At 59.1% G+C, this 21,158-nt stretch carries 24 protein-coding genes; 8 read left to right on the forward strand and 16 right to left on the reverse strand.

The features are described from left to right. Positions 1–225 precede the first annotated feature (225 nt). Both EOK75_RS03365 and ygfZ read left to right on the forward strand, forming a co-directional pair. Positions 226–1,893, forward strand: coding sequence for an ABC transporter ATP-binding protein (locus EOK75_RS03365; protein ID WP_137194265.1), 1,668 nt, complete (start codon positions 226–228; stop codon positions 1,891–1,893). Positions 1,894–1,905: 12 nt separating this feature from the next. Next, positions 1,906–2,676 carry a CAF17-like 4Fe-4S cluster assembly/insertion protein YgfZ gene (gene ygfZ / locus EOK75_RS03370; protein ID WP_137192574.1) on the forward strand — a complete coding sequence of 257 codons (771 nt, stop codon included), beginning with the start codon at positions 1,906–1,908 and terminating at the stop codon, positions 2,674–2,676. On the opposite strand, the gene efp is transcribed toward ygfZ, so the two are convergent. Continuing rightward, on the reverse strand, positions 2,673–3,236 hold the full coding sequence (efp, locus tag EOK75_RS03375; protein WP_137192575.1) for an elongation factor P: 564 nt from the start codon (positions 3,234–3,236) through the stop codon (positions 2,673–2,675). The two genes, ygfZ and efp, sit on opposite strands and share 4 nt — an antisense overlap. 214 nt (positions 3,237–3,450) lie before the next feature. Between efp and EOK75_RS03380 the strand changes: the two genes are divergently transcribed. Further along, a complete protein-coding gene (locus EOK75_RS03380) occupies positions 3,451–3,771 on the forward strand; it encodes a DUF6280 family protein (RefSeq protein WP_022703400.1) in 321 nt (106 codons plus the stop codon). 104 nt (positions 3,772–3,875) lie between these two features. On the opposite strand, the gene EOK75_RS03385 is transcribed toward EOK75_RS03380, so the two are convergent. The 7 genes from EOK75_RS03385 to EOK75_RS03415 all read right to left on the reverse strand — a co-directional run bounded on the left by EOK75_RS03385 (position 3,876) and on the right by EOK75_RS03415 (position 10,562). Further along, entirely contained in the window at positions 3,876–4,529 is a 654-nt protein-coding gene (locus EOK75_RS03385; RefSeq protein ID WP_137192576.1) for a hypothetical protein, read from the reverse strand. A 270-nt stretch (positions 4,530–4,799) separates the two neighbouring features. Further along, positions 4,800–6,155: a TolC family outer membrane protein gene (locus tag EOK75_RS03390; RefSeq protein WP_137192577.1), complete on the reverse strand. Its 1,356-nt coding sequence runs from the start codon at positions 6,153–6,155 to the stop codon at positions 4,800–4,802. A gap of 42 nt (positions 6,156–6,197) precedes the next feature. Continuing rightward, a complete protein-coding gene (locus EOK75_RS03395) occupies positions 6,198–6,851 on the reverse strand; it encodes a protein-L-isoaspartate O-methyltransferase family protein (RefSeq protein WP_137192578.1) in 654 nt (217 codons plus the stop codon). 213 nt (positions 6,852–7,064) lie between these two features. Continuing rightward, positions 7,065–7,679, reverse strand: a complete 615-nt coding sequence (locus tag EOK75_RS03400; RefSeq protein ID WP_137192579.1) for a glutathione S-transferase family protein — start codon at positions 7,677–7,679, stop codon at positions 7,065–7,067. A gap of 37 nt (positions 7,680–7,716) precedes the next feature. Next, entirely contained in the window at positions 7,717–8,238 is a 522-nt protein-coding gene (idi, locus tag EOK75_RS03405) for an isopentenyl-diphosphate Delta-isomerase (RefSeq protein WP_137192580.1), read from the reverse strand. Continuing rightward, positions 8,229–9,119 carry an oxygen-dependent coproporphyrinogen oxidase gene (gene hemF, locus EOK75_RS03410; protein ID WP_137192581.1) on the reverse strand — a complete coding sequence of 297 codons (891 nt, stop codon included), beginning with the start codon at positions 9,117–9,119 and terminating at the stop codon, positions 8,229–8,231. Before hemF ends, idi begins: the two co-directional genes overlap by 10 nt. A gap of 66 nt (positions 9,120–9,185) precedes the next feature. Continuing rightward, positions 9,186–10,562: a phosphohexomutase domain-containing protein gene (locus EOK75_RS03415; RefSeq protein WP_137192582.1), complete on the reverse strand. Its 1,377-nt coding sequence runs from the start codon at positions 10,560–10,562 to the stop codon at positions 9,186–9,188. 228 nt (positions 10,563–10,790) lie between these two features. On the opposite strand from EOK75_RS03415, the gene surE reads away from it, so the two are divergent. Genes surE through EOK75_RS03430 form a run of 3 tightly spaced genes read left to right on the forward strand, consistent with a single transcriptional unit; the run spans position 10,791 to position 13,473 of the window. Next, the gene (surE, locus tag EOK75_RS03420; protein ID WP_137192583.1) at positions 10,791–11,579 is read left to right on the forward strand and encodes a 5'/3'-nucleotidase SurE; all 789 of its coding nucleotides are present in this window, start codon (positions 10,791–10,793) and stop codon (positions 11,577–11,579) included. Next, a complete protein-coding gene (locus EOK75_RS03425; RefSeq protein ID WP_137192584.1) occupies positions 11,576–12,241 on the forward strand; it encodes a protein-L-isoaspartate(D-aspartate) O-methyltransferase in 666 nt (221 codons plus the stop codon). Before surE ends, EOK75_RS03425 begins: the two co-directional genes overlap by 4 nt. A 56-nt stretch (positions 12,242–12,297) precedes the next feature. Continuing rightward, entirely contained in the window at positions 12,298–13,473 is a 1,176-nt protein-coding gene (locus tag EOK75_RS03430; protein ID WP_137192585.1) for a M23 family metallopeptidase, read from the forward strand. 74 nt (positions 13,474–13,547) lie between these two features. Here EOK75_RS03430 and EOK75_RS03435 read toward each other — a convergent pair whose 3' ends face one another. From EOK75_RS03435 to tatA, 4 genes are read right to left on the reverse strand one after another with little or no spacing between them, the layout of a single operon-like run. Further along, complete coding sequence (locus EOK75_RS03435) at positions 13,548–14,387, reverse strand: ATP-binding protein (protein ID WP_137192586.1); 840 nt, start codon at positions 14,385–14,387, stop codon at positions 13,548–13,550. Further along, entirely contained in the window at positions 14,387–15,244 is an 858-nt protein-coding gene (tatC, locus tag EOK75_RS03440; protein WP_137192587.1) for a twin-arginine translocase subunit TatC, read from the reverse strand. The genes EOK75_RS03435 and tatC overlap by 1 nt, the downstream gene beginning before the upstream one ends. Then, positions 15,241–15,771 carry a Sec-independent protein translocase protein TatB gene (gene tatB / locus EOK75_RS03445; protein WP_137192588.1) on the reverse strand — a complete coding sequence of 177 codons (531 nt, stop codon included), beginning with the start codon at positions 15,769–15,771 and terminating at the stop codon, positions 15,241–15,243. Before tatB ends, tatC begins: the two co-directional genes overlap by 4 nt. Positions 15,772–15,796: 25 nt before the next feature. Further along, positions 15,797–16,006, reverse strand: coding sequence for a twin-arginine translocase TatA/TatE family subunit (gene tatA, locus EOK75_RS03450; RefSeq protein WP_137192589.1), 210 nt, complete (start codon positions 16,004–16,006; stop codon positions 15,797–15,799). A 157-nt stretch (positions 16,007–16,163) separates the two neighbouring features. Between tatA and EOK75_RS03455 the strand changes: the two genes are divergently transcribed. Next, a complete protein-coding gene (locus tag EOK75_RS03455) occupies positions 16,164–16,529 on the forward strand; it encodes a helix-turn-helix transcriptional regulator (protein ID WP_137192590.1) in 366 nt (121 codons plus the stop codon). Here EOK75_RS03455 and EOK75_RS03460 read toward each other — a convergent pair. The 4 genes from EOK75_RS03460 to EOK75_RS03475 form a co-directional block, all read right to left on the reverse strand. Continuing rightward, positions 16,526–17,608 carry an ABC transporter ATP-binding protein gene (locus tag EOK75_RS03460; protein ID WP_137192591.1) on the reverse strand — a complete coding sequence of 361 codons (1,083 nt, stop codon included), beginning with the start codon at positions 17,606–17,608 and terminating at the stop codon, positions 16,526–16,528. The two genes, EOK75_RS03455 and EOK75_RS03460, sit on opposite strands and share 4 nt — an antisense overlap. A 73-nt stretch (positions 17,609–17,681) precedes the next feature. Next, a complete protein-coding gene (locus EOK75_RS03465; protein WP_137192592.1) occupies positions 17,682–18,263 on the reverse strand; it encodes a histidine phosphatase family protein in 582 nt (193 codons plus the stop codon). Then, on the reverse strand, positions 18,263–19,150 hold the full coding sequence (locus EOK75_RS03470; protein WP_137192593.1) for a hypothetical protein: 888 nt from the start codon (positions 19,148–19,150) through the stop codon (positions 18,263–18,265). Before EOK75_RS03470 ends, EOK75_RS03465 begins: the two co-directional genes overlap by 1 nt. Then, positions 19,137–19,916, reverse strand: coding sequence for an SDR family oxidoreductase (locus tag EOK75_RS03475; RefSeq protein ID WP_137192594.1), 780 nt, complete (start codon positions 19,914–19,916; stop codon positions 19,137–19,139). Before EOK75_RS03475 ends, EOK75_RS03470 begins: the two co-directional genes overlap by 14 nt. Positions 19,917–20,122: 206 nt before the next feature. Between EOK75_RS03475 and EOK75_RS03480 the strand changes: the two genes are divergently transcribed. Continuing rightward, positions 20,123–21,118, forward strand: coding sequence for a Hint domain-containing protein (locus EOK75_RS03480; protein WP_137192595.1), 996 nt, complete (start codon positions 20,123–20,125; stop codon positions 21,116–21,118). The last annotated feature ends 40 nt before the right edge of the window (positions 21,119–21,158 follow it).

Raw genomic sequence — 21,158 nt, forward strand, 5'->3', positions numbered from 1 at the left:
GCTTGTGTTCTGCCACAACTGCTAGGCGCGCGCAGGCCGTGCGTCAATACTGATCCCGCCACCTGCGCTTGCGGGTTGCGATCATATCGCGTTACATCATGGCCAACCTGATCCAATGATGGCGGCGCCCTTCCCGTGACCCAGACCAAACCCGCGAACCCTTACCGTTCCTCTCGCCTGTTCGGGCGGCTTTGGGCCGGCTATCTGCGCCCGTTCAAAGGGCTGATGGCCGTGGCCTTTGGTGTGATGGTGATTGAGGGCAGCACACTTGGCGCACTGTCTTACCTTCTTAAACCGCTGTTCGATAAGGTATTCTCGGAAGGTGGGCAGGATGCGCTGATATGGGTCGGCTTTGCGATTCTGGGGTTGTTTGTGTTGCGGGCGATCACATCGATCACCTCCAAGTCCTTGCTGACAACGATTGCGCAGCGGTCCTCATCGGCGATGCAGGTGGATCTGTTGCGCCATATCCTGACGCTGGACGCTGGTTTTTTCCAATCAAACCCGCCCGGCGCGCTGATTGAGCGGGTGCAGGGCGATACGGCTGCGGTACAAGGGGTTTGGTCCACGCTGATTACCGGGGTCGGGCGCGATGTTATCTCTTTGATCGGGCTGTTTGCGGTCGCCTTGGCGGTTGATCCGACTTGGACTGTGGCCGCGCTGATCGGCGCGCCGTTGCTGATTTTGCCCGCCTTGGTGATCCAGCGCTATATCCGCCGCAAAACAGCTGCGATGCGCATTGATGCGGGTCAACGCGCCACACGGCTGGATGAGGTGTTCCACGGTATTCAGGCGGTCAAGCTGAACCGGATGGAGGAATACCAAACCGGCCGGTTCAAAACCATCGTCAACACAATCGTGCGCGCCGAGATCAAGATGATGATCGGCCGCTCCACCCTTCCCGCCTTGATCGATGTGATCACCGGCATCGGCTTTTTCACGGTGCTGATGCTGGGTGGCGCGCAGATCGCCGATGGCACCCGCACCATCGGGGATTTCATGGCGTTTTTCTCGGCGATGGCGCTGACGTTCCAGCCTTTGCGCCGCCTGGGCGATATGGCCGGGTTCTGGCAGGTGGCAGCAGCCAGCCTTGAGCGGCTTTTCCGCCTGTTTGATACCCAGCCCACTCCGCGCCCCGATGCAATCGCGACGTTGCCCAATGCAGGCCAAGCGCCCCGCATCGAGGTGCGCGATGTCGTGTTCGGCTATGGCGACGTACCGGTGTTGCACGGGCTGTCGCTGGTGGCCGAGGCAGGCAAGATGACAGCCCTTGTTGGCGCATCGGGCGCAGGCAAAAGCACGGTTTTCAACCTGCTAACGGCCATGGCCACGCCCCAAGACGGGAAAATCACACTGGACGGCACCGATATCGCCACCCTGCCCCTGCCCGCCTTGCGCAGCCAGTTTGCCGTTGTCACCCAAGATGCCGCGCTCTTTGATGAAACCATCCGCGAGAATATCGCCCTTGGCAGCAACCCCACCGAGACCCAACTGCGCGCCGCGATGGATGCCGCCCATGTTAGCGAATTCGTGGACGGTTTGCCGCTTGGCCTCGACAGCCCGGCAGGCCCGCGTGGGTCGGCACTTTCGGGCGGGCAGCGCCAGCGGGTAGCGATTGCGCGCGCACTGCTGCGTGATGCCCCCGTCCTGCTGCTGGATGAGGCGACAAGCGCGCTGGACGCCCAATCAGAGGCGCTGGTCGCCGAGGCCCTGTCCGAGGCCTCCAAGGGGCGCACAACGCTGGTCATTGCCCACCGGCTTGCCACGATCCGCAATGCAGACCGCATTGTGGTGATGGATGCTGGCCGCGCGGTTGACAGCGGCACACATGAAGAATTGCTTGCGCGTTCCGGCCTCTATGCCGATCTGTGCAAGCTGCAATTCCAGTCCTGAGGGGATATTTCCATGCAAGGTGAAATGACAACCGACCGCCGCCTGATATCCGTGACCGGCACGGAGGCTTTGGGTTTCTTGCAAGGCTTGGTCAGCAATGACGTTCTGTGCCTTCAGGATGCGCGGGGCATCGTCTGGGCAGCGTTTCTGACGCCGCAGGGCAAATATCTGGCGGATTTCTTTGTGGTCAACACGGGCGATGCGCTGCTGCTGGACCTACCCGAAGCGCTGGCTGATGCGACGATCAAACGGCTAACGATGTATAAACTGCGCGCCGATGTACAGCTGACACCCAGCCCGCAGCATGTCATCCGAGGCTTGGGTACGGCCCCTGATGGCGCGATGGCGGACCCACGCCACCCTGCGCTTGGCTGGCGGCTTTATGGCGAAACCCAAGGACAGGCGCCGACGATTGACTGGGATGCGATCCGCGTCGAACATGCCATCCCCCAAAGCGGGGTAGAGCTGATCCCCGATGACAGCTATTTGCTAGAGATGGGGTTTGAGCGCCTGCACGGTGTGGATTTTCGCAAAGGTTGCTATGTCGGGCAAGAGGTCACCGCCCGCATGAAGCATAAAACCGAGCTGCGCAAAGGTCTGGCCCGTGTCCGCATTGAGGGCACGGCCCCGATCGGGACCGAAATAACCACCCAAAATGGCAAGCCCGCAGGCACGCTCTTTACCCAAAGCGGCGGTTTCGCACTGGCCTATCTGCGGTTTGATCGTGCCACCGGCCCGATGCAGGCCGGTGATGCAACAGTTTCCCCGCTCAGCGCGGATTAAGCGCGCTCGGAATATTCCATCAATTCGGTGTGGACGATAATATCCTCGTCCACGCCGATGAAGGGTGGGATCATGATGCGCACGCCATTATCCAGGATTGCGGGCTTGAAGCTGTTGGCCGCCGTCTGGCCTTTTTGCACCGGCTCCGTCTCAACAATCTTGCAGCGCACCTTTTGCGGCAAGCGCATCGAGAGCGCCTCATCGCCGTAATATTCCACCGCGGCCATCATACCGTCTTGCAAGAACGGGCGACGCTCCCCCAACAGATCGGCAGGAAGTTCAATCTGCTCAAAGGTTTCATTATCCATGAACACCAGCATGCCGTCAGTCTCATACAGGAACTGCTGGTCCTTGGTTTCAAGCGAAACCCGTTCCACCTTATCCTCGGAGCGGAAGCGTTCATTCAACTTGCGGCCATCACGCAGGTTCTTCAGCTCAACTTGAGCGAAGGCACCACCCTTGCCGGGCTTGACGCTATTAACCTTAACCGCTGCCCAAAGGCCTTTATCATGCTCCAGCACATAGCCGGGTTTAATCTCGTTGCCGTTAATCTTGGGCATTATCACAAAACCTTGACAAAACATTGAAGGAAATCGATCCACCCCTATATATACCACCATGCCCAACGGCAAGATAACAATATGCGGTATTGCAAAAAGAAAGCTATGCACTCAACGCATATGTGCTATTCCAAACGGGGCATGCCGAATCGGCCAAAAATAGTCATATTGGGCGAACGTCAAAAAAGAGCAAGAGCAAGAGTAGGACGACACTATGCTAGACTTCGTGGATGGAACTGCGTTCAACTTTGAACAGGGACAGCGGGCGCGCAAGCTTTTTGCCGCTGTAGTTCTTGCCGCATTGGATGACGCTATTGCTGACGACAAGAAATACGGAAACGGCCCGGATCAAATCGCCCGCTGGGCACGCTCTCGTGACGGGCGTGAGGTGCTATCTTGCGCCGGGATTGATCCGAACGAACGTGTTGTAAAAGGTCTGATGGAGTTTGTATCCAAAGGCATCCGGACATCGGTCGCGCTTTCGCGCGAAGAGTCCGAGCGCCGCAATGCGTTGGAACAAGCCGAAGCTGCCTGAACCGGATCAGATCGGAACGTCCCGATCTTTCCATTTTCAAACGAGCAAAACAAAACGCGCCTTATCCGGGCGCGTTTTGTTTCATTTGAGCGTCGAAAATGTAATTAATCGAGGTTTCGGGCTGTAATTGCGCGGTTAATCTCTGCGCGCACCAATTTGCGAACATTGCGCGTGATACGTTCGCCCAATGATCCGCTCAATTCCTCACGGATCAAATCACGAACCAGATCGCGCAGCACTTTGTCGTCAATCCCGCCCAGCTGACCAGCATCTGCGGGTGCGGCCTCAGCGGCCATACGGGCCGTAATTTCGGCCACCGCAGCGGCCTCGGCAGCATCTGCAATCTCTTTTTCGGTTGCCCGGCGGCCATCCCCTTTTGGCGGAACTACCTCTGCTTCGGGAACCCATTCAGGCGCCTGCCATGACACCGGGGCCATAGGTCCATCGCCGTTCTCCGGCTCCCACTCTTGATGGGTGCCCGCTACGGCGGCGCGGATTTCGCTCAACACGCGCGCCATATCCGCTTGGGCCTGGGTTTGTGGTTCTTCTGCGGCCGGTGATTTCGCCTTCGGACGCGCCGGTTGGCGGCTTGGCTCCACGGGCTCACCCGAAACCACCCGCAATGCGGGCGTCAAAAGCAGCTTTCCAACGGGCTCCTCACTGGGTGACGGGGCCGCAGGGCGCAGATCCTCGGTTACCAAACGGCGGATCGAGGACAAAACGTCTTCAATCTCACCCGAACTCATCGGTTCTGACATGTGACCCTGCTTCATTACCTAAACCACCCAAGAGCGACACAGCTTGACACCATGTTTCTTTTTAATTGCCCAAACGAAGGGACAGCCTGCTGCCTGACATCGCTTAGCAAAGGTTATCAAACCGCCGTGAGTAAGACAAGGAATTGGCAGTCGTCGCATCGGCCTATTCTGCAATTTCCCTCAACCAGAGCGCGTTGCCATAGGGCCACCGCCCGACAAAACAGCATCCGGCCGGGTAACCGGCCGAATCTGTGGCATCATCAGGGGCGCTTACTTGCCGATTGCTTTCAAAATACGGTCCAGACGCTTGCCCTGACTGGAGGTCGCAGGTGCGTTTTTGACAGCATTGTAATAGGCTTCGGGATCATAAGTTGGGATGCCAAGCTTAAGGTGATCAACCGTAAGCAGACCCATGCGCGACAACAGGGTGTAAACCCCGATCGAATAATTCGACTGCGCCGTAAGGCGGGATGTGCGCGCGCTTAGCAATTCTTGTTCGGCGTCCAACACATCCAGCGTGGTCCGGGAGCCAAGCCGCGCCTCTTCCCTCACGCCATCATAGGCGGTCTGGGCAGAGCGGATCTGACGTTGGCTGGCAGCAATGCTGGCACGCGCCACTTCAATATTGGACCAAGCAGCAGCCACCGCCTGCACAACCTGCGCTGTGCTTTGATGCAACTGCGCGCGCGCCGTATCGCGCCGTGCCAGCGACTGACGGTAAAGCGCCGAATAGCTTCCACCCGCATAGATCGTTTGGTTCAGCGTTACCGAAGCACTGAAACTATCGGTGTTCACATTGTTGTCGGTCGCGGCAAGGCTTCCGCTCAGTGTCGGACCCATATTTGCCTTGGCAAGGACGATGCCGGCCTCAGCGGTGGCCACCTCATACTGCAACTGACGGACGAGAGGGTGGGTCCGCATCGCGACTGATTTTGCTTCTGCCAAATTGTTTGCAGTGCGTGGCATTGCAGGCAAGCGCTGCAACCTTCCGGGGACCTTACCGATCGCCAGCTTGTAATTTTCACGCGCAACGGACAGATCGCCCTGTGCCGCAGCAAGCTCTGACTGAGAGGCCGCAAGACGCGAATCCGCAATCGCGACATCGGTCCGGGTAATCTCTCCCACTTCAAAGCGGTCCTGCGCGGCCCGCAATTCTTGCGTGATCAGCCGCAGATTGGACTGACGAAGCGCCACTGTATCTTGGGCCTGCTGCAGGGTGACATAGGCGCTTACCGCGTTCAGCAGCACATCCTGCTCATAGCTGACAAGCGATTGACGGGCCGCCAGAACGGCCGATTTACGGGCTGCAATCGTGGCCTTGTTGCGACCGAAATCATAAAGCGTCATCTCGGCCAGCAGGCTAACCGTGCTGGTCAACCCTTCGGTGTATTTTGTGTGGCTGTAAGCACCACCGGCCCGAAAGGCCAAAACCGGCCGCAGGCTGGAAACGGCAATCGCCACATCCTCATCTGCGGCGCGCAGTACGGCCCGGTTCTGTTCCAAGATATTGGAATTTCGGTATGCCGCGATCAGCGCATCAGCAAGGCTTTCCGCCGAGGCCGCCTGCGGAAGCGCCAGTGCCGCGCCCAAAATCCCGACCCGCAGCCATTTGCCAAGTGATGTCATTTACCTATCTCCGCATTTCCAAATTCCGGCCAAGCCGTCGTATTACAGCGCAAAAGCGGCTGACTGTTCAAATCCTTGCAACACCGGGGCCGAGGCATTGAACGCATAGCGCCACGTTACCCCGCCCTCGCCCTTATGTCCGATACGTGCCACACCAAGGCTGCCTTCCATGAACAGCGCGCCAATGCGGCCACCGTCCTTTAGCTGGTCAAGCAAGACTTGTGGAACCTCTTGCACGGCGCCCTCAATCACGATCACGTCATAGGGACCGTGTTTTGCAGCGCCTGCGGCCAAGGGGCCGGTGATCACGGCAGCGTTATCTACGCCCTGCTCTGACAGGCGGCCCTGTGCGTCATCGGCCATCTCGGCCCCATCCTCGACCGCAACCACGGCATCCGCAAGGTTGGCAATTACGGCGGTGGAATAGCCAAAGCCACAGCCAAGATCGAGAACCGCCTCATCCGGCTGAATATCCACAGCGTCCAATAGCTTGGCAAAGCTGCGCGGTTCTAGGATCACACGGCCGGGGGCGATGGTCAGATTGCCGCCAACATAGGCCGCCTCATGCTGATCCGCGCCCACATAGACCTCCCGCGGGACGGCCAGTATCGACTCGATGATCGGGAATTTTGTGACGTCAGAAGGACGAACCTGCGTGTCGACCATCATGGTCCGACGAGCGGCAAAATCGATCATAGATGAACCCATTGGTTTAATTGCTGTTCTCGATCTGATGACACAGAACCGCGAAATGGGCAACATCGCCGCGCGGGCTTGGCGTGGAATAATGCATAGTATTGCATAGTTATCTCACACCAAATCCCGCACGGCCTAAATCAAATTTTAACCATTTCCCCCTTTAGCACCGGCACCGCCCTGATTTGGACGCCCTACCAGCGCGGGTCAAACCTAAAGGTATCCTGCCGCGCGCACCGCCTTGACGGAGGCCCTTTCGCCCATGGCCGCGTGATGGGCTGCCAGCTTTGGGTAATCGGCAATCGCCACCCCGTCGCCCGCAAGCCATGTGCACACGATGTATAGATAGGCGTCTGCCAGACTGAAATCGTCGCCCAGCACATAGGGGCCTTGCATACAGGCCCCTTCCAGATAGGCGCAGCAGTCGGCCATATTTTCCGTCACCTTGGCGCGCATATCCTCATGGCTTGCCGTTTGCACCGCCCAGCGATGACCGCGCAGCTTATGGGCGTGGTTCACATGCATGGTCGAGGCGAGGTAATACATCACCTCCCGCATCCGTCCCGCTTGCACCGGATCTTGCGGCACCACACCCGCCAAGGGCGCAAGAGCGGCGAGATAGTCCAAAATTGCCCCCGTCTCGGTCAGGATACCGTTTGGCACCTCAAGTGCGGGCACACGGCCTTTGGGGTTGATGGCAAGATATTCTGGTCGGCTTTGCTCTTCGCCGGCGAAATCCAGAACCACGGGCGTATAGGCCAGCCCCGCCTCCTCTGCCACAATCGCCGCCGCGACAGAGATAGTACCTCTCGCCAGATAGAGCTTCATTTTTTAACCTTTCAGTTGGGGAAATCGAAAACCGACGTCATGCAACATGACCGAAAATCTGTGCGCGATGCTCGGCCAAATAGATCCGCAGCCACGGCGTAAAGGCCGCCTCATTAACTGCAATCTCGGTCATAAGATCGGGCAAATCCACCCAACGCGCGGCCTGCACCTCTTGGGGGTTCAGGGCGAGGGGCAAACCGGCATCGGCCTGCGCGGTGAACACCTGCACCACCTCATCCTCGGTCAACCCGCCCCCCACATCGGCGCGGTAGCTGACTTGCCCCTGATGGGTAAGGGGCAGGTTTTCAATTCCCAGCTCCTCGGCCAAGCGCCGGTTTGCGCAGGCCAGATCGGTCTCATCCCAATGCGGGTGGGTGCAACAGGTATTGGCCCAAAGATTTGGCGTATGATATTTGCTTGCCGCGCGTTGCTGGATCAGCACGCGGGTGCCATCCAGCACAAAGACCGACACCGCCTTATGCCGCAGCCCGCGCTGATGCACAGACAGCTTTTCGACGGGCTGCAGAGCCCCGTCAATCCATGCCGGAATCAGATCCATTTCGCCATCGGAGGCAGGCTCATCAAAACCGCGTTGGCATCATGGCCGGTGGCAAGGCCGAATTTGGTCCCGCGGTCATAGACAAGGTTATATTCGGCATAAAGCCCGCGGTGGACAAGCTGCGTGTCCTTATCGGCCTCGGTCCAAGGGGTGTCGCGGCGTTTGTCCACCAACGGCACGAAAGCGGGCAGAAATGCACGGCCGATATCTTGGGTCAGTGCGAAATCTGCCGCCCAATCGCCGCTGTTGCGATCATCCATAAAGATCCCGCCAACCCCGCGCGCGCGATTGCGGTGCGGGATAAAGAAATACTCATCCGCCCAAGCCTTAAGCTTGGGGTAAAGATCATCACCATGGGCGGCCAAGTGATCGCGCTGCACATCGTGGAAATGTGCGGTATCCTCGGCATATTCGATGCAAGGGTTCAGGTCCGATCCGCCTCCGAACCACCAAGCATGCGGTGTCCAGAACATCCGGGTGTTCATATGAACGGCAGGCGCGTGGGGGTTTTGCATGTGGGCAACAAGGCTGATGCCACTGGCCCAAAAGCGCGGATCACTGTCCATGCCCGGCACACCGCGTGCAGCCATCGCCTTTTGCGCCGCCGCCCCCAACTGGCCGTAAACGGTCGAGATATTCACCCCGACCTTTTCAAACACCCGCCCGCCACGCATGACCGACATCAAACCGCCCCCCGCGTCAGAGCCATCCTCGGAGGTGCGCGTGGTCTTGGTGACCTCAAACCGGCCGGCGGGCAAACCTGCGGTCGGGCCGGTGGTTTGGCGTTCTTCCAGCGCCTCGAAGCTTGCCACAATCTCGTTGCGCAGCGTTTCAAACCACGCGGCGGCGGTTTGGCGTTCTTGCTCCAGTATCTCGGTCATCTGCGGCCCTCTCCTTAGCTGGCCACCCTCTAGCATCCGCTAGGGGAGAGGCCAAGAGGCCGGTCGTCAGATCGCGCCATTCTCGATCAAGCCGCGCAGGCGGGTGACAGAGCGTGCCAGCAAATCCGCATCGCCGCGCGTTTCCACATTCAACCGCAGCAAGGGCTCGGTATTCGAAGACCGCAGGTTCAACCGCCACGTCCCCATATCAAGCGACATCCCGTCGGTGTCATCACGCGCGACCACCTCATCCCCCAGATCGGCCAGAACGCGGTCACGCGCGGCTTGCGGATCGTCGTTGCGGAAATTGATTTCGCCCGAGGAGGGAAACGCCGCCATCCGCGCGCTGACCAGATCGGCAAGGCTGACACCGCGCCGCGACATCAGTTCGATCAAAAGCAGCCACGGGATCATCCCGCTGTCACAACAGGAAAAGTCACGGAAATAGTGATGCGCCGACATCTCACCGCCGTAAACAGCGCCGGTATCGCGCAGCGCCCGTTTCAGGTAGGCATGCCCCGTTGGTGCCATCAACGGCACGCCGCCTAGGCGGGTCACGACCTCTTGGGTGTTCCACCGAATACGCGGGTCATGAACAATTTTCGCGCCCGGCTCCTTGGCCAGAAAAATCTCGGCCAGAAGGCCCACGATATATTCGCCCGGAACAAAGCGGCCCAAATGGTCAAAGAAGAAGCAGCGGTCGAAATCACCGTCCCACGCGATGCCCATATCGGCCTTGGCCGCCAGTACGGCATTGGCCGTCATCGGCTGGTTTTCCGGCAACAGCGGATTGGGAATACCGTTGGGAAAGCTGCCATCGGGTTCATGGTTCAGACAAATGAACGACACCGGAGAGCGGCGTTTCGCAAGCGCCTCGGCCAGCGCGTCAAAGGTGGGGCCGGCCGCGCCATTGCCCGCATTCACCAGAATTTTCAACGGGCGCAGTGCGGCCACATCCACAAAGGACAGCACCGTGCGCACATAGGCGCCGCGCGCGGCCTTGGCAGGGCGCACCTCGCCCCCCGCTTTATCGGGACCAAAATCGCCGCTTTCGGCAAGTGCCTTGATCGCCACCATATCCGTTGTAGGGTCCAGCGGGCGCGCCCCTTTTCCCACCAGCTTCAGCCCGTTATAATCCATCGGATTGTGCGAGGCCGTCACCTCGATCCCGCCGTCGGCTTCAAAATAGGCGGTGGCGTGATACATCTCCTCGGTGCCGCAAAGGCCAAGGTCCAGAACCTCCACCCCTGATTTCACCAAGCCCGCCTTGACCGCCGCCACTAGCGCCCCTGATGAGGCCCGTGGATCATGGCCAACCACCACCCGCTCTGCCCCCAGAACCTGCGCAAAGGCACGGCCGATACGTTCGGCTATGCCCTCATTCAGCTCTTCGCCCAAGCGCCCGCGAATGTCATAGGCTTTGAAGCAGGTAAGCGCGGTCATGGGGTTCTCCGGTTTGCTTGGGTCTTACGCGCCTCAGACCACAGCTTGCCCCCAAGGCCAAGATCAAACAAAATTAACGGCATGAAACCGCGCAGGGTGTTTACACACGTGACGGGTAATGTGTGAAATTCGCAGGAATTGACACAGTATCGGCATCAATCGGACCGCGTGCACTTTACCGGGGCGCTGTGGTCGTTTAATCAAACGGACAAGATATAGGAGGCATCAATGCGCATTTTGATCACGAATGATGACGGTATAAACGCGCCAGGCCTCAAGGCTTTGCACGAAATCGCGACAGAAATCGCAGGCCCCGACGGCGAGGTCTGGACCGTGGCCCCCGCGTTTGAGCAATCCGGCGTCGGGCATTGCATCAGCTACACCCACCCGATGATGATCTCTGAACTGGCGCCGCGCGCCTTTGCCGCCGAGGGCAGCCCTGCCGATTGCGTGATGGCCGGCATCTATGATGTGATGACCCATGCCCGCCCCGATCTGGTGCTTTCAGGCGTGAACCGTGGCAATAATGCGGGACAGAACGCGCTTTATTCCGGCACAATCGGCGGCGCGATGGAAGCCGCCCTGCAAGGCATCCCCGCGATTGCGATGTCGCAGTTTTTGGGCCACCGCACCCAAACCCTCGCCGACCCGTTTGAAGGCGCGCGCGCGCATGGCGTGGGTGTGATCCGCACCCTGCTCGACAAGGGGATGTGGGACAAGGATGACGACTACCAGCTTTTCTACAACATCAACTTTCCGCCCTGCTCGGCGGCGGATGTGAAGGGCAAGCAGGTCGTAACCCAAGGCTGGCGTCCGGGCAGCTATTTCGGCGTGGAACCGCATCACGCACCCAACGGCCGCCGTTTCCTTTGGATCAAAGGTGGTGAGCAACATGTGGATTCCGGCCCCGGCACCGATGTCCACGCCAATCTGGCAGATTTCATTTCTATCACACCGATGCGCGCCGATCTGACCGCCCATGACCGCATCGCCGATTTACAGGCCCGCCTCGCATGAGTTTAAGCGCATCAGAAGAAGAGGATGCCCTTGCCGAGCGCAAGATGCGCTTTCTCTTTGCGTTGCGATCAAAAGGCGTCACAGATGCCCGCGTCCTGACCGCCATGGAACGGGTGGACCGTGGCCATTTCATTAAAGGGCTGTTTGCGGACCGCACCTATGAGGATATGCCCCTGCCCATCGCCTGTGGCCAAACCATCAGCCAGCCCTCGGTTGTGGGGCTGATGACGCAGGCGCTGCACATCCTGCCGCGCGATACGGTGTTAGAGGTGGGCACAGGATCCGGCTATCAGGCGGCCATCGTCGCGCAGCTAGCGCGGCGCGTCTATACCGTCGACCGCCACCGCCGCCTTGTGCGTGAGGCGAACGAGGTTTTCCTGCGGCTCAACCTGAGCAATATCACCGCTTTTGTTGCCGATGGCAGCTTTGGCCTGCCCGACCAAGGCCCGTTTGACAAGATCTTGGTAACCGCCGCCGCCGAAGACCCGCCCGGGCCGCTCTTGGCGCAATTGAAGATTGGGGGTATCATGGTGGTACCTGTCGGCCAGTCGGATGCCGTGCAAACCCTGATCAAGGTCACCCGCCTTGAGAAGGGCTATGATTACGAAGAGCTTCGACCAGTGCGCTTTGTGCCGCTGCTCGAAGGCCTAGGACTAGACTAACCCTGTTTCAACCCGTACCGGGGCCAACCCGGACGAACCCAATGAGGCCTTGCATGATGACCCGTTTTTCCCGCTTCCTTACCCTTGGTGTGGCCCTTGGTGCGCTTTCTGCCTGCGGGCCGAATGGCAACGCGCTGGACTGGGATCTGCGCGGAATGACCGGTGGCGCGCTTGATACCAGCGACGCTGTCCGCAACGCCACCGCAAACCGCCCCAGTCCGGATGCGCGCGGGGTGATCTCTTATCCCGGCTATCAGGTTGCGCTTGCGCGGCGCGGCGATACGCTGGCCAGCGTTGCCAGCCGCCTGAACATGAGCGCGGATGAGCTGGGCAGCTATAATGCCCTCAAACCCGGTGACCTGCTACGCGACGGCGAGGTCATCGCCCTGCCCCGCCGTATCGAGGCCGCATCGGTCATCGGCGGCGCGCCACAATCGGGTGCGATCATTGGCGGCACGATTGCGCCTGCCCCGATCGAGGTGACTGCAATTGCCTCGGGCGCGCTGGACCGTGTTGGCACAGCAGCACCGCAAACCGCCCCCACAGCCACCGCCGAACAGCCCGGCCGTCACCGTGTCCAGCGCGGAGAGACCGCCTATTCCATCGCCCGCACCTACGGCGTCAGCGTCAAGGCGCTTGCCGACTGGAACGGCCTTGGCACCGATCTAAGCCTGCGCGAGGGCCAATACCTGTTGATCCCGGTGGTCACCGGCAGCGCGTCTGCGACCCAAACCACCAACCTGCCCGGCACCACCTCCCCCACGCCGGTGCCGCCCTCTGCGGCCCAACCTTTGCCCACCGAGAAGACACAGCCCGCAGCGGCCAAGGCCCAAGGCACGCCCGCCTCTCCGGATCTCGGGAAAACCCGCACGGCAGCCTCCAGCAGCAAATTTGTGATGCCTGTGGATGGAAAAATCATCCGGCCCTTCGTGAAGGGCAAAAGCGAGGGCATCGATATTGGTGCGTCCGCAGGAGCAACCGTGCGTGCGACAGCCGCCGGACAAGTTGTCGCCATCACCAAAGACACCGGTCAGGTGCCGATTTTGGTGATGCGCCATGAGGACAACCTGCTTTCAGTCTATGCCGGGATCGATAAGGTGAAGGTCAAAAAGGGCGATAACGTGACCAAGGGCCAAGCCATCGCCGTGGTCCAAAGCGCCAGCCCGTCGTTCTTGCACTTTGAACTGCGCAAAGGGGTTGAGGCGCTGGACCCGATGACGTTTCTACAATAGCGCCACAGAATACCTTTTGCGGGCAGCCTCGTGCCGCCCGCAAAAATCAGACTCTTGGATAAGCTCTGAACCGGTTAGAGTTTGACGCCGTGACGCGCCGCCAGATCGGTAAAGAATTGCCATGCAACCCGCCCCGAACGGGACCCGCGCGTGGCCTGCCATTCAATCGCCTCGGCGCGCAGGGTATCGGCATCGACGCTCACCCCATGGGCCGCGCAATAGCCGTCGATCATCGCCAGATATTCATCCTGACTGCACGGATGGAACCCCAGCCAAAGTCCGAAACGGTCCGAAAGCGATACTTTCTCCTCTACCGCTTCCGAGGGGCTGATCGCGCTGGAACGCTCATTTTCAATCATATCGCGCGGCATCAGATGGCGACGATTGGAGGTGGCATAGAAGATCACATTCTCTGGGCGCCCCTCGATACCGCCATCCAGAACCGCCTTGAGCGATTTGTAATGCGTATCATCATGGCTAAAGCTCAGATCATCGCAAAACAGGATAAAACGATGGTCCTTGGCGGCGCGTAAATGGCCAAGAAGGGCAGCGACTGTTGGCAGGTCTTCACGGCTCAACTCAACCAGTTTCAGATTGTGCTTTTGGTTAACTTCGGCATGTATCGCTTTGACAAGGCTTGATTTCCCCATCCCGCGCGCGCCCCAAAGAAGCGCGTTGTTGGCGGGCAACCCTTGGGCGAACAGGCGGGTGTTATCGTGCAAGATATCGCGTGCCCGGTTGATGCCCACCAAAAGCGACAGATCCACCCCCGACACATTCGGTACCGGATCCAACCGGTCCGGCGCGACATGCCAGATAAAGGCGCTGGCTGCGTCAAAATCCGGTGCCGGTTGCGGGCGGGGGCTAATCCGCTCAAAGGCCTCGGCGATGCGGAGCAGGGTTGCATTATCCATCACTTCATCTCCTCGCCGCTATCGTCTTCGTCATAGTCATCTTCATCCACCCAAAGCCCTTGGGCGCGCAATTCAGCCTCACGCTTCTTTTCAACGCGGCGAACCAGAATAATCGAAATCTCATATAGGCCGTAAACCACGACAAACAGGATCACCTGCGTGATCACATCCGGCGGCGTCACCAAAGCGGCCAGCGCCAGAATTGCGACCACCGCATATTTACGCACTGAGCCCAGACCTCGCGCAGAAACCAGCCCTGCCTTGCCTAGCAATGTCAACAATACCGGAAGCTGAAAGCAGATCCCGAAGGCAAGAATGAACTTGGTCGTCAACGCCAGATATTCCTCCATCGACCCCTGGAACAAGACGCCGGCGCTGCTGTTTTCCACTTCTCCCGTGGTCGGGGCCATTTGCTGGAACCCGAGGAAGAAATCAAAGGCGAGCGGAAGGATCGCGTAATAGGCGAACCCCGCGCCAAGCGTGAACATCACCGGCGAGGCGATCAGAAACGGCAGGAAGGCGCCCTTCTCGTTCTTGTAAAGCCCCGGCGCCACGAAACGCCACATCTGATAGGCAATCATCGGGAACGAAAGGATAAAACCGCCAAAAAGCGAGATTCGGATGGCAACAAAGAAGCCCTCTTGCAGCTTGATAAGCACGAGCCCGCAATCCTGATTACGCTCGGCCAGTGCAGAGCAAATCGGCTGCGTCAGGAAATTGAAGATCGGGTTCCAGACCGTAAAGCACAAAACCATGCCGACCACAAAGGCCAGCACGGAATATATCAGCCGGTTACGCAGCTCTGCCAGATGCTCGATCAGCGGGGCGGAGCTATCATCAAGGTTCTCGGTGCTCATACGTCACTCTTTTTTGGGCTAGGTTTCTTGGCAGCCGTCTTTTTCGCCGCCGCCTTGGGGCCTGCCTTTGTTGTGGTTTTGGCCTTTGGTTTTGCCGCAGGTTTCTTGGCAGGTGCGGCAACGGCCGGACGTTCTGTTCGTTTCGCGGTCTGCGTCTCGGTCATGGCCTGCGTTTCGGGGCCTTTGGTTGGCACCTCCGGCGTGGGGGCCGCAGGATCGGGCTTGGCTGCGCTGGCCTTGCTCGATTTCATCGGGTCCCACGATTCAAACTTGCCTGCCGCATCCTTGACGGCATCAAGCCCCATCGATTTGGCCGATGTTGCCTTGCGCAGGTCTGCGGCGACATCCTTGACGCCCGCCTCATCCGCCGCCGTTTCCATCGCGCGCGAAAACTCCCGCGCCATGCCTTTGGCCTTGGCGGTAAAGCGGCCAAGGGTACGGAACATCTCGGGCAGGTCTTTGGGGCCGATCACGATCAGCGCGACAATCCCGATAACCATAAGTTCGGTCCAACCGATATCAAACATGGGCGTTTTCCCCGCGCAGCGCTTTTCAGACCTTGTCCTTTTCTTTCGGTGTCACATCCACTGCGTCATCCGAAACCTTATCAAGCTCTTCTGTTTCTTCCTTCACGCCCTTTTTGAACGCGTTGATGCCTTTGCCCACTTCGCCCATCAAGGACGAAACCTTGCCCCGGCCAAACAGCACGAGGACGACAACGGCGATCAAAAGAAGGCCCGGAATACCGATATTGTTAAGCATATGCCTATTCTCCTATGTCGGGCCTGGATGCCGGGCCCGCAACGTTACCCTATTCGTTTAGGACCATTACGCGGCGGATCAAAGGGTGTTTTTGCTTTACGCGCCATGCTGCTGACAGTATTTTGTCAGTAGCAACAAAACCGACAGGCCCCATGCCATGAGCCGCGACCAGCGTATATTTGACTTGATCCAGCGGATGCGGGACGGAAAGCTGCGCACCGCGGCCGAGCTTGCACAGGCGGTTGGCGTTTCCACCAGAACGATATGGCGCGATATGGCGATGATGGCGGCAACCGGCATCCCCGTTGAGGGGGAGCGTGGCTTGGGCTATATCCTGCGATCACCATTGGTTCTGCCGCCCCTCATGCTAACGGCCGAGGAACTAGAGGCCTTGATGGATGGGCTTGCACGCGTGGGAAGTGACGATAGCGCACAGGCCAAAGCCGCGCGCGCATTGCGTTTCAAGATCACCACGCTGCTGCCACAGGCCGGCTTGATCCCGAACCCCGAGGATTTGGGTTAGGCCTTGAAAACAAAGCAACGGTCGCGGCGGATCATCAGCCACAAAGGCGTGCCGATCTTGGGCAAAAACACCCCCGGCACCGCCGCCGTCAGCTTGGAGCCATCAAACTCCATCGTGAAATCGACAAGGCTTTCATGTCCCAAAAACCGCGCCCGGGAAACCACGCCACGCGCAGGTGTGCCTTCCAATGAGGTCGGGTTCGGGCCACGCCCCGCGCGATCAAAGTCAATCTTCAGGTGCTGCGGGCGGATCACAATATCCACAAGACCACCATCCGCATGGCCCGGCGTCAGGAAGGCACCAAAGGGGGTATCGGTCAGCGCGCCCTTAGAAACACCCTTAATTACATTGATATCGCTAAAGAAAGCTGCCGCTTCTCTGTCTGCGGGGGCGTTATAGATATTATAAGGAGAGCCTTGCTGCACAATCTTTCCATCGCGCATCAGGGCAATCTCGTCGGCCATGCGCAGCGCCTCTTCCGGCTCATGCGTGACCAGCAAAACTGCGGCACCTTCCTCTTTCAACACCTCCAGTGTGGTGTCGCGGATACCGTCGCGCAACCGGTTATCAAGGCCCGAGAACGGCTCATCCATCAACATCACACGCGGGCGCGGGGCAAGCGCGCGGGCAAGGGCCACGCGCTGCTGCTCTCCGCCCGAAAGCTCATGCGGGTATTTGCGGTCAAACCCCGAAAGATTCACCCGTTCCAGCAACTCCCGGACGCGGGCGGCCTTTTTGGCGCTATCCCCATGCAGGCCGAACGCCACATTTTTCGCAATTGTCAAATGCGGAAACAGCGCGAAATCCTGAAACATCATGCCCACACCGCGCGCCTCTGGCGGCAGGTGGCGGGTGGCATCGCAAACAATTTGTCCGTCGATCTGAATGGTGCCGCTATCAGGCGTCTCCACCCCTGCGATCATCCGTAACGTGGTGGATTTACCGCACCCCGAGGGGCCAAGAAGGCACGTGACCTGCCCCGCAGCGACGGTAAGCGACAGGTCACTGACGACCGCACGCGGGCCAAATTTCCGGGTTAGGTTGCTGGCTTGCAGGCGGGGTGTTGCAGTTTGGGGCATCTTGGCGCGGAGCCTTACCTTATCAATTCAATCGGAAATGGGTTAGCAGGCCAAGCCAAAAGGGGCAAGCCGTTCACTTTGCCGCAGCCGTCTCCAAGGCTTGCCAGCTATGCACCGCCGAGAAGCCGGATCCGTCATAGCGACCAGCCCAAAAGCTGCCGCCCCGAGTTTGATCCGCTGCAGGCGTAATCGGGCGATTGGTCAGCGCACACCACAGAAAACTGCCAACAGCCCCATGGCCAACAAAGATAATATCGTCAGATACTTCTGCCATAACCTGATGAAAACACTCCAAAACTCTGGCTGAGGCCGCATTGGCGGATTCCCAACCTTCGGGGCCTGTCTCGGGCTGCGCAAAAAGCTCCTTGGCAAGCGCTTCATGCTGGTCTTGCGGCAAATAGCCGGTGGCGCTCCGGTCCACCTCGCCCATTTCGGGGTGGGTGTGCAGCGGCAGGCCAAAAGCATGCGACAGGATCTCGGCGGTTTGCTGGGCCTTGACCTCGGGAGAGGCGATAAGCCGCCAACCGCGCCCCGGCCAGCCCCGCTTGACCGCCGCGCGCAGACGGCGACGCCCTTGATCCGACAATTCCCATTCTAGAACAGGGGTTTGCGGGTCAATCTTCACCTCTGGATGTGACAAATACAAAATGCGCATTACTTCAGTTTCCTGCTGTAGAAACGGATGATATCACCGCGCGTTTTGCCCAATATGAAATCGGACCAGATCAACGTCCGACCCTTGGGGTCTGTCACCCGCGCGCCTTCGGCCATTTGGAGCAGCTCGTCGGGCTTGATCTCTACCCCGCAAAGCGTCACGGCAATCAGACCTTGGCGACGGGCACGCACCCAAGGCAAAACCGCCCAGACATAGCTAAGAAGATTGATCCGCGACATAAACTCTGTCGGGAATTTCACCGCCAGACTCTTGGGGATGGCCTCTACTGTTTCTTGCGCGGCCCAGCTCATGAAGCGTTCGTCCGCGATCATGGGGCGAAACCACCATTCCTGCTTTTTATTCCATAATTCAGTAAATTGCGCGGCGATCTTTGTGTGATGCTTTGGGTGAAACGCCACCAAAGAGGAATTGCCTCGCGCGTATTTCCGCCCCTTCGTCCGCCGCCAGATAAACCGCCCCACAGCCCCCAAAGGCACAATCGCACTTTGCAGCAACATCAAGGCATCAGGGCGTGGTAAAAGGTTCAATATCCGCTTCAGATCGCCCGTCACCACGGTATCGAGGTCGATATAGAGCGCGGGCAAATCATCGGCCAGAACGCCTTTTTCGAACATCGCAAGCTTGGTTTGGCAGCCCGCCCCGCGAAACTGCGGCGTCAGCCAGAAGTCGGGGATCATGCGCAGCTCTGCCCTTGGGTCAAGGTTGGGGCGTGCGCGATCGGACAGCAGCACAAAACGGGGTTGGCTGCTTGCATGTTGTGCAATCGCATCGATCAAGCGGTTTACGAGGGCGACATCATATTTGTCGCCCCACAAGAACATGACGCATTGCCAATCCGCCTGCGCTGCTCCGTCAGATCGTGGCATTAATGGCCCCACCATCCAGCAAGAGGTTCTGGCCAACGATAAAGCCCGCCTTGTCCGAGCACAAGAACGCACAGGCCGCGCCAAACTCCTCAGGACTGCCATAGCGGCGGGCGGGGATCGTGGCCTCACGCTGTTTGCGGGCCGCCGCCATATCGATGCCTTGCGCCTCGGCCACGCCGGTATCAAGGCTGATGGCGCGGTCTGTGTCATGGATGCCGGGCAGCAGGTTGTTGATCGTGACGCCATGCGGTGCCACCTGCCGTGCCGTACCCGCAACAAATCCCGTCAGGCCAGTGCGGGCCGCATTCGACAGGCCAAGCTGCGGGATCGGCGCCTTGACTGAACCCGAAGTGATGTTCACCACCCTGCCCCAATTGCGCGCGATCATCCCCGGCAGCAGCGCCTGCATCAAGGCAATCGGCGCCAGCATATTGCTATCCAGCGCTTTGATGAAATCATCACGCGACCAGTCCGACCACATGCCGGGGGGCGGACCACCAGCGTTGGTGACCAAGATATCGGCCCCCTCGGCCTTGGCCAGAACGGCTGCACGACCCTCTTCGGTGGTGATATCAGCGGCAACGGTGGTGACCGTCACGCCGTAGGCCGCACGGATATGTTCGGCGGTCGCCGTAAGCGCCTCAGCACCGCGCGCATTGATGACGAGGTTGACCCCTGCCTCGGCCAACGCCTCGGCACATCCGCGCCCCAAGCCCTTGGACGCCGCACAAACCAGCGCTGTTTTGCCTTTGATACCCAGATCCATATTCCTGCCCTCATGCACGTGAATTCACTGCTCCTTGGCTATCAGCCAAGGGAACAAAGGGAAAGTGGCATGACGCAAATCATACCCGCGCAAAAAATCTGAAAAAATGAAGCTTCTGGCGTCAATCTTAAGGGTTTGCTAGATATAATGCCAAACACTATAATAGAACCCTCGCTCTCGTATTGGACAACTCTGTGAACTTCGCTATGCAAAACCATTCATTGCCCGAACAGGTTTGTCAGGTTTTTCAAGCAGATGACTTGATTGTCACCATCGGCGTAAACATGGGCGACGGGCTCGCGGGCCTGGATGATGCCTGCCTTGGCGACATCTACGAGTTGATGCAGGATGCCAGCCCGAAAAAACTGATGCTGAACCGAAGCGGCAATACCCAGACGGTGGCCGAGGGCAGCAGTATCGGCGCGCCACATTCCCCCGTCACCATGAATGCGCGCTATACCATGATGGCGCCCGACGGCGACCGGGTGGAGCTTCTTTCGCTCCGGCTGGGGCATGATGGCAGCTATTGGTTGCTGCCTCTGTCCCCGATCGGTACCGGCATCGACTATACCTTGCTCAAGATGGAAGAGCCGCAACCGGCAGAACGGCTTCTGGATCTGCTTTGCACCTCTTTTGCTGCGGGCACTCTGATCACGCTGGGCAATGGCGCGCAGCGCCCGGTTGAGGAGCTGTGCGTGGGCGATCGGGTGTTGACCCGCGATCACGGCCCGCAGGAATTGCACTGGCTGGGGAAGGTAACATTGCGCGCTGTGGGCACCTATGCCCCTGTGGTGATCCCGGCGGGCGAGATGGGAAATGCGGGTGATCTGGTCATCAGCCAACACCACCGTATGTTCCTTTACCAACGTCATCGCAGCGGCGGTCTTGCGAAGTCCGAGGTGCTGGTACAGGCCAAGCATCTGGTCGATGGTGAGCATATCTTTATCCGCGAGGGTGGCTATGTCGATTATTTCAGCCTTGTGTTTGGCAGCCATGAGATCATCTATGCCGAAGGAATTCCCGCCGAAAGCCTGCTGGTGACCGAGGCGACTGTCTCTCGTCTGCCCTCGGATCTTGCTGCCGAAGTGCAAGCGCGTTTTCCCGGGGTAAGCCAGAATCAGCACTTCGGGGTGGAGGCAGGGCCGCAAGTTGTGGCAGCCCTCAAGCTGGATGCGGCCAGACGCAGGCGCGGCACAACGTAAAAGGCAGTGCCACGCCAGTTGCGAAGCGTTGAAATAGCGG

The sequence above is a fragment of the Pseudorhodobacter turbinis genome (assembly GCF_005234135.1).
In the GTDB taxonomy this organism is placed as follows: Bacteria; Pseudomonadota; Alphaproteobacteria; order Rhodobacterales; family Rhodobacteraceae; genus Pseudorhodobacter; species Pseudorhodobacter turbinis.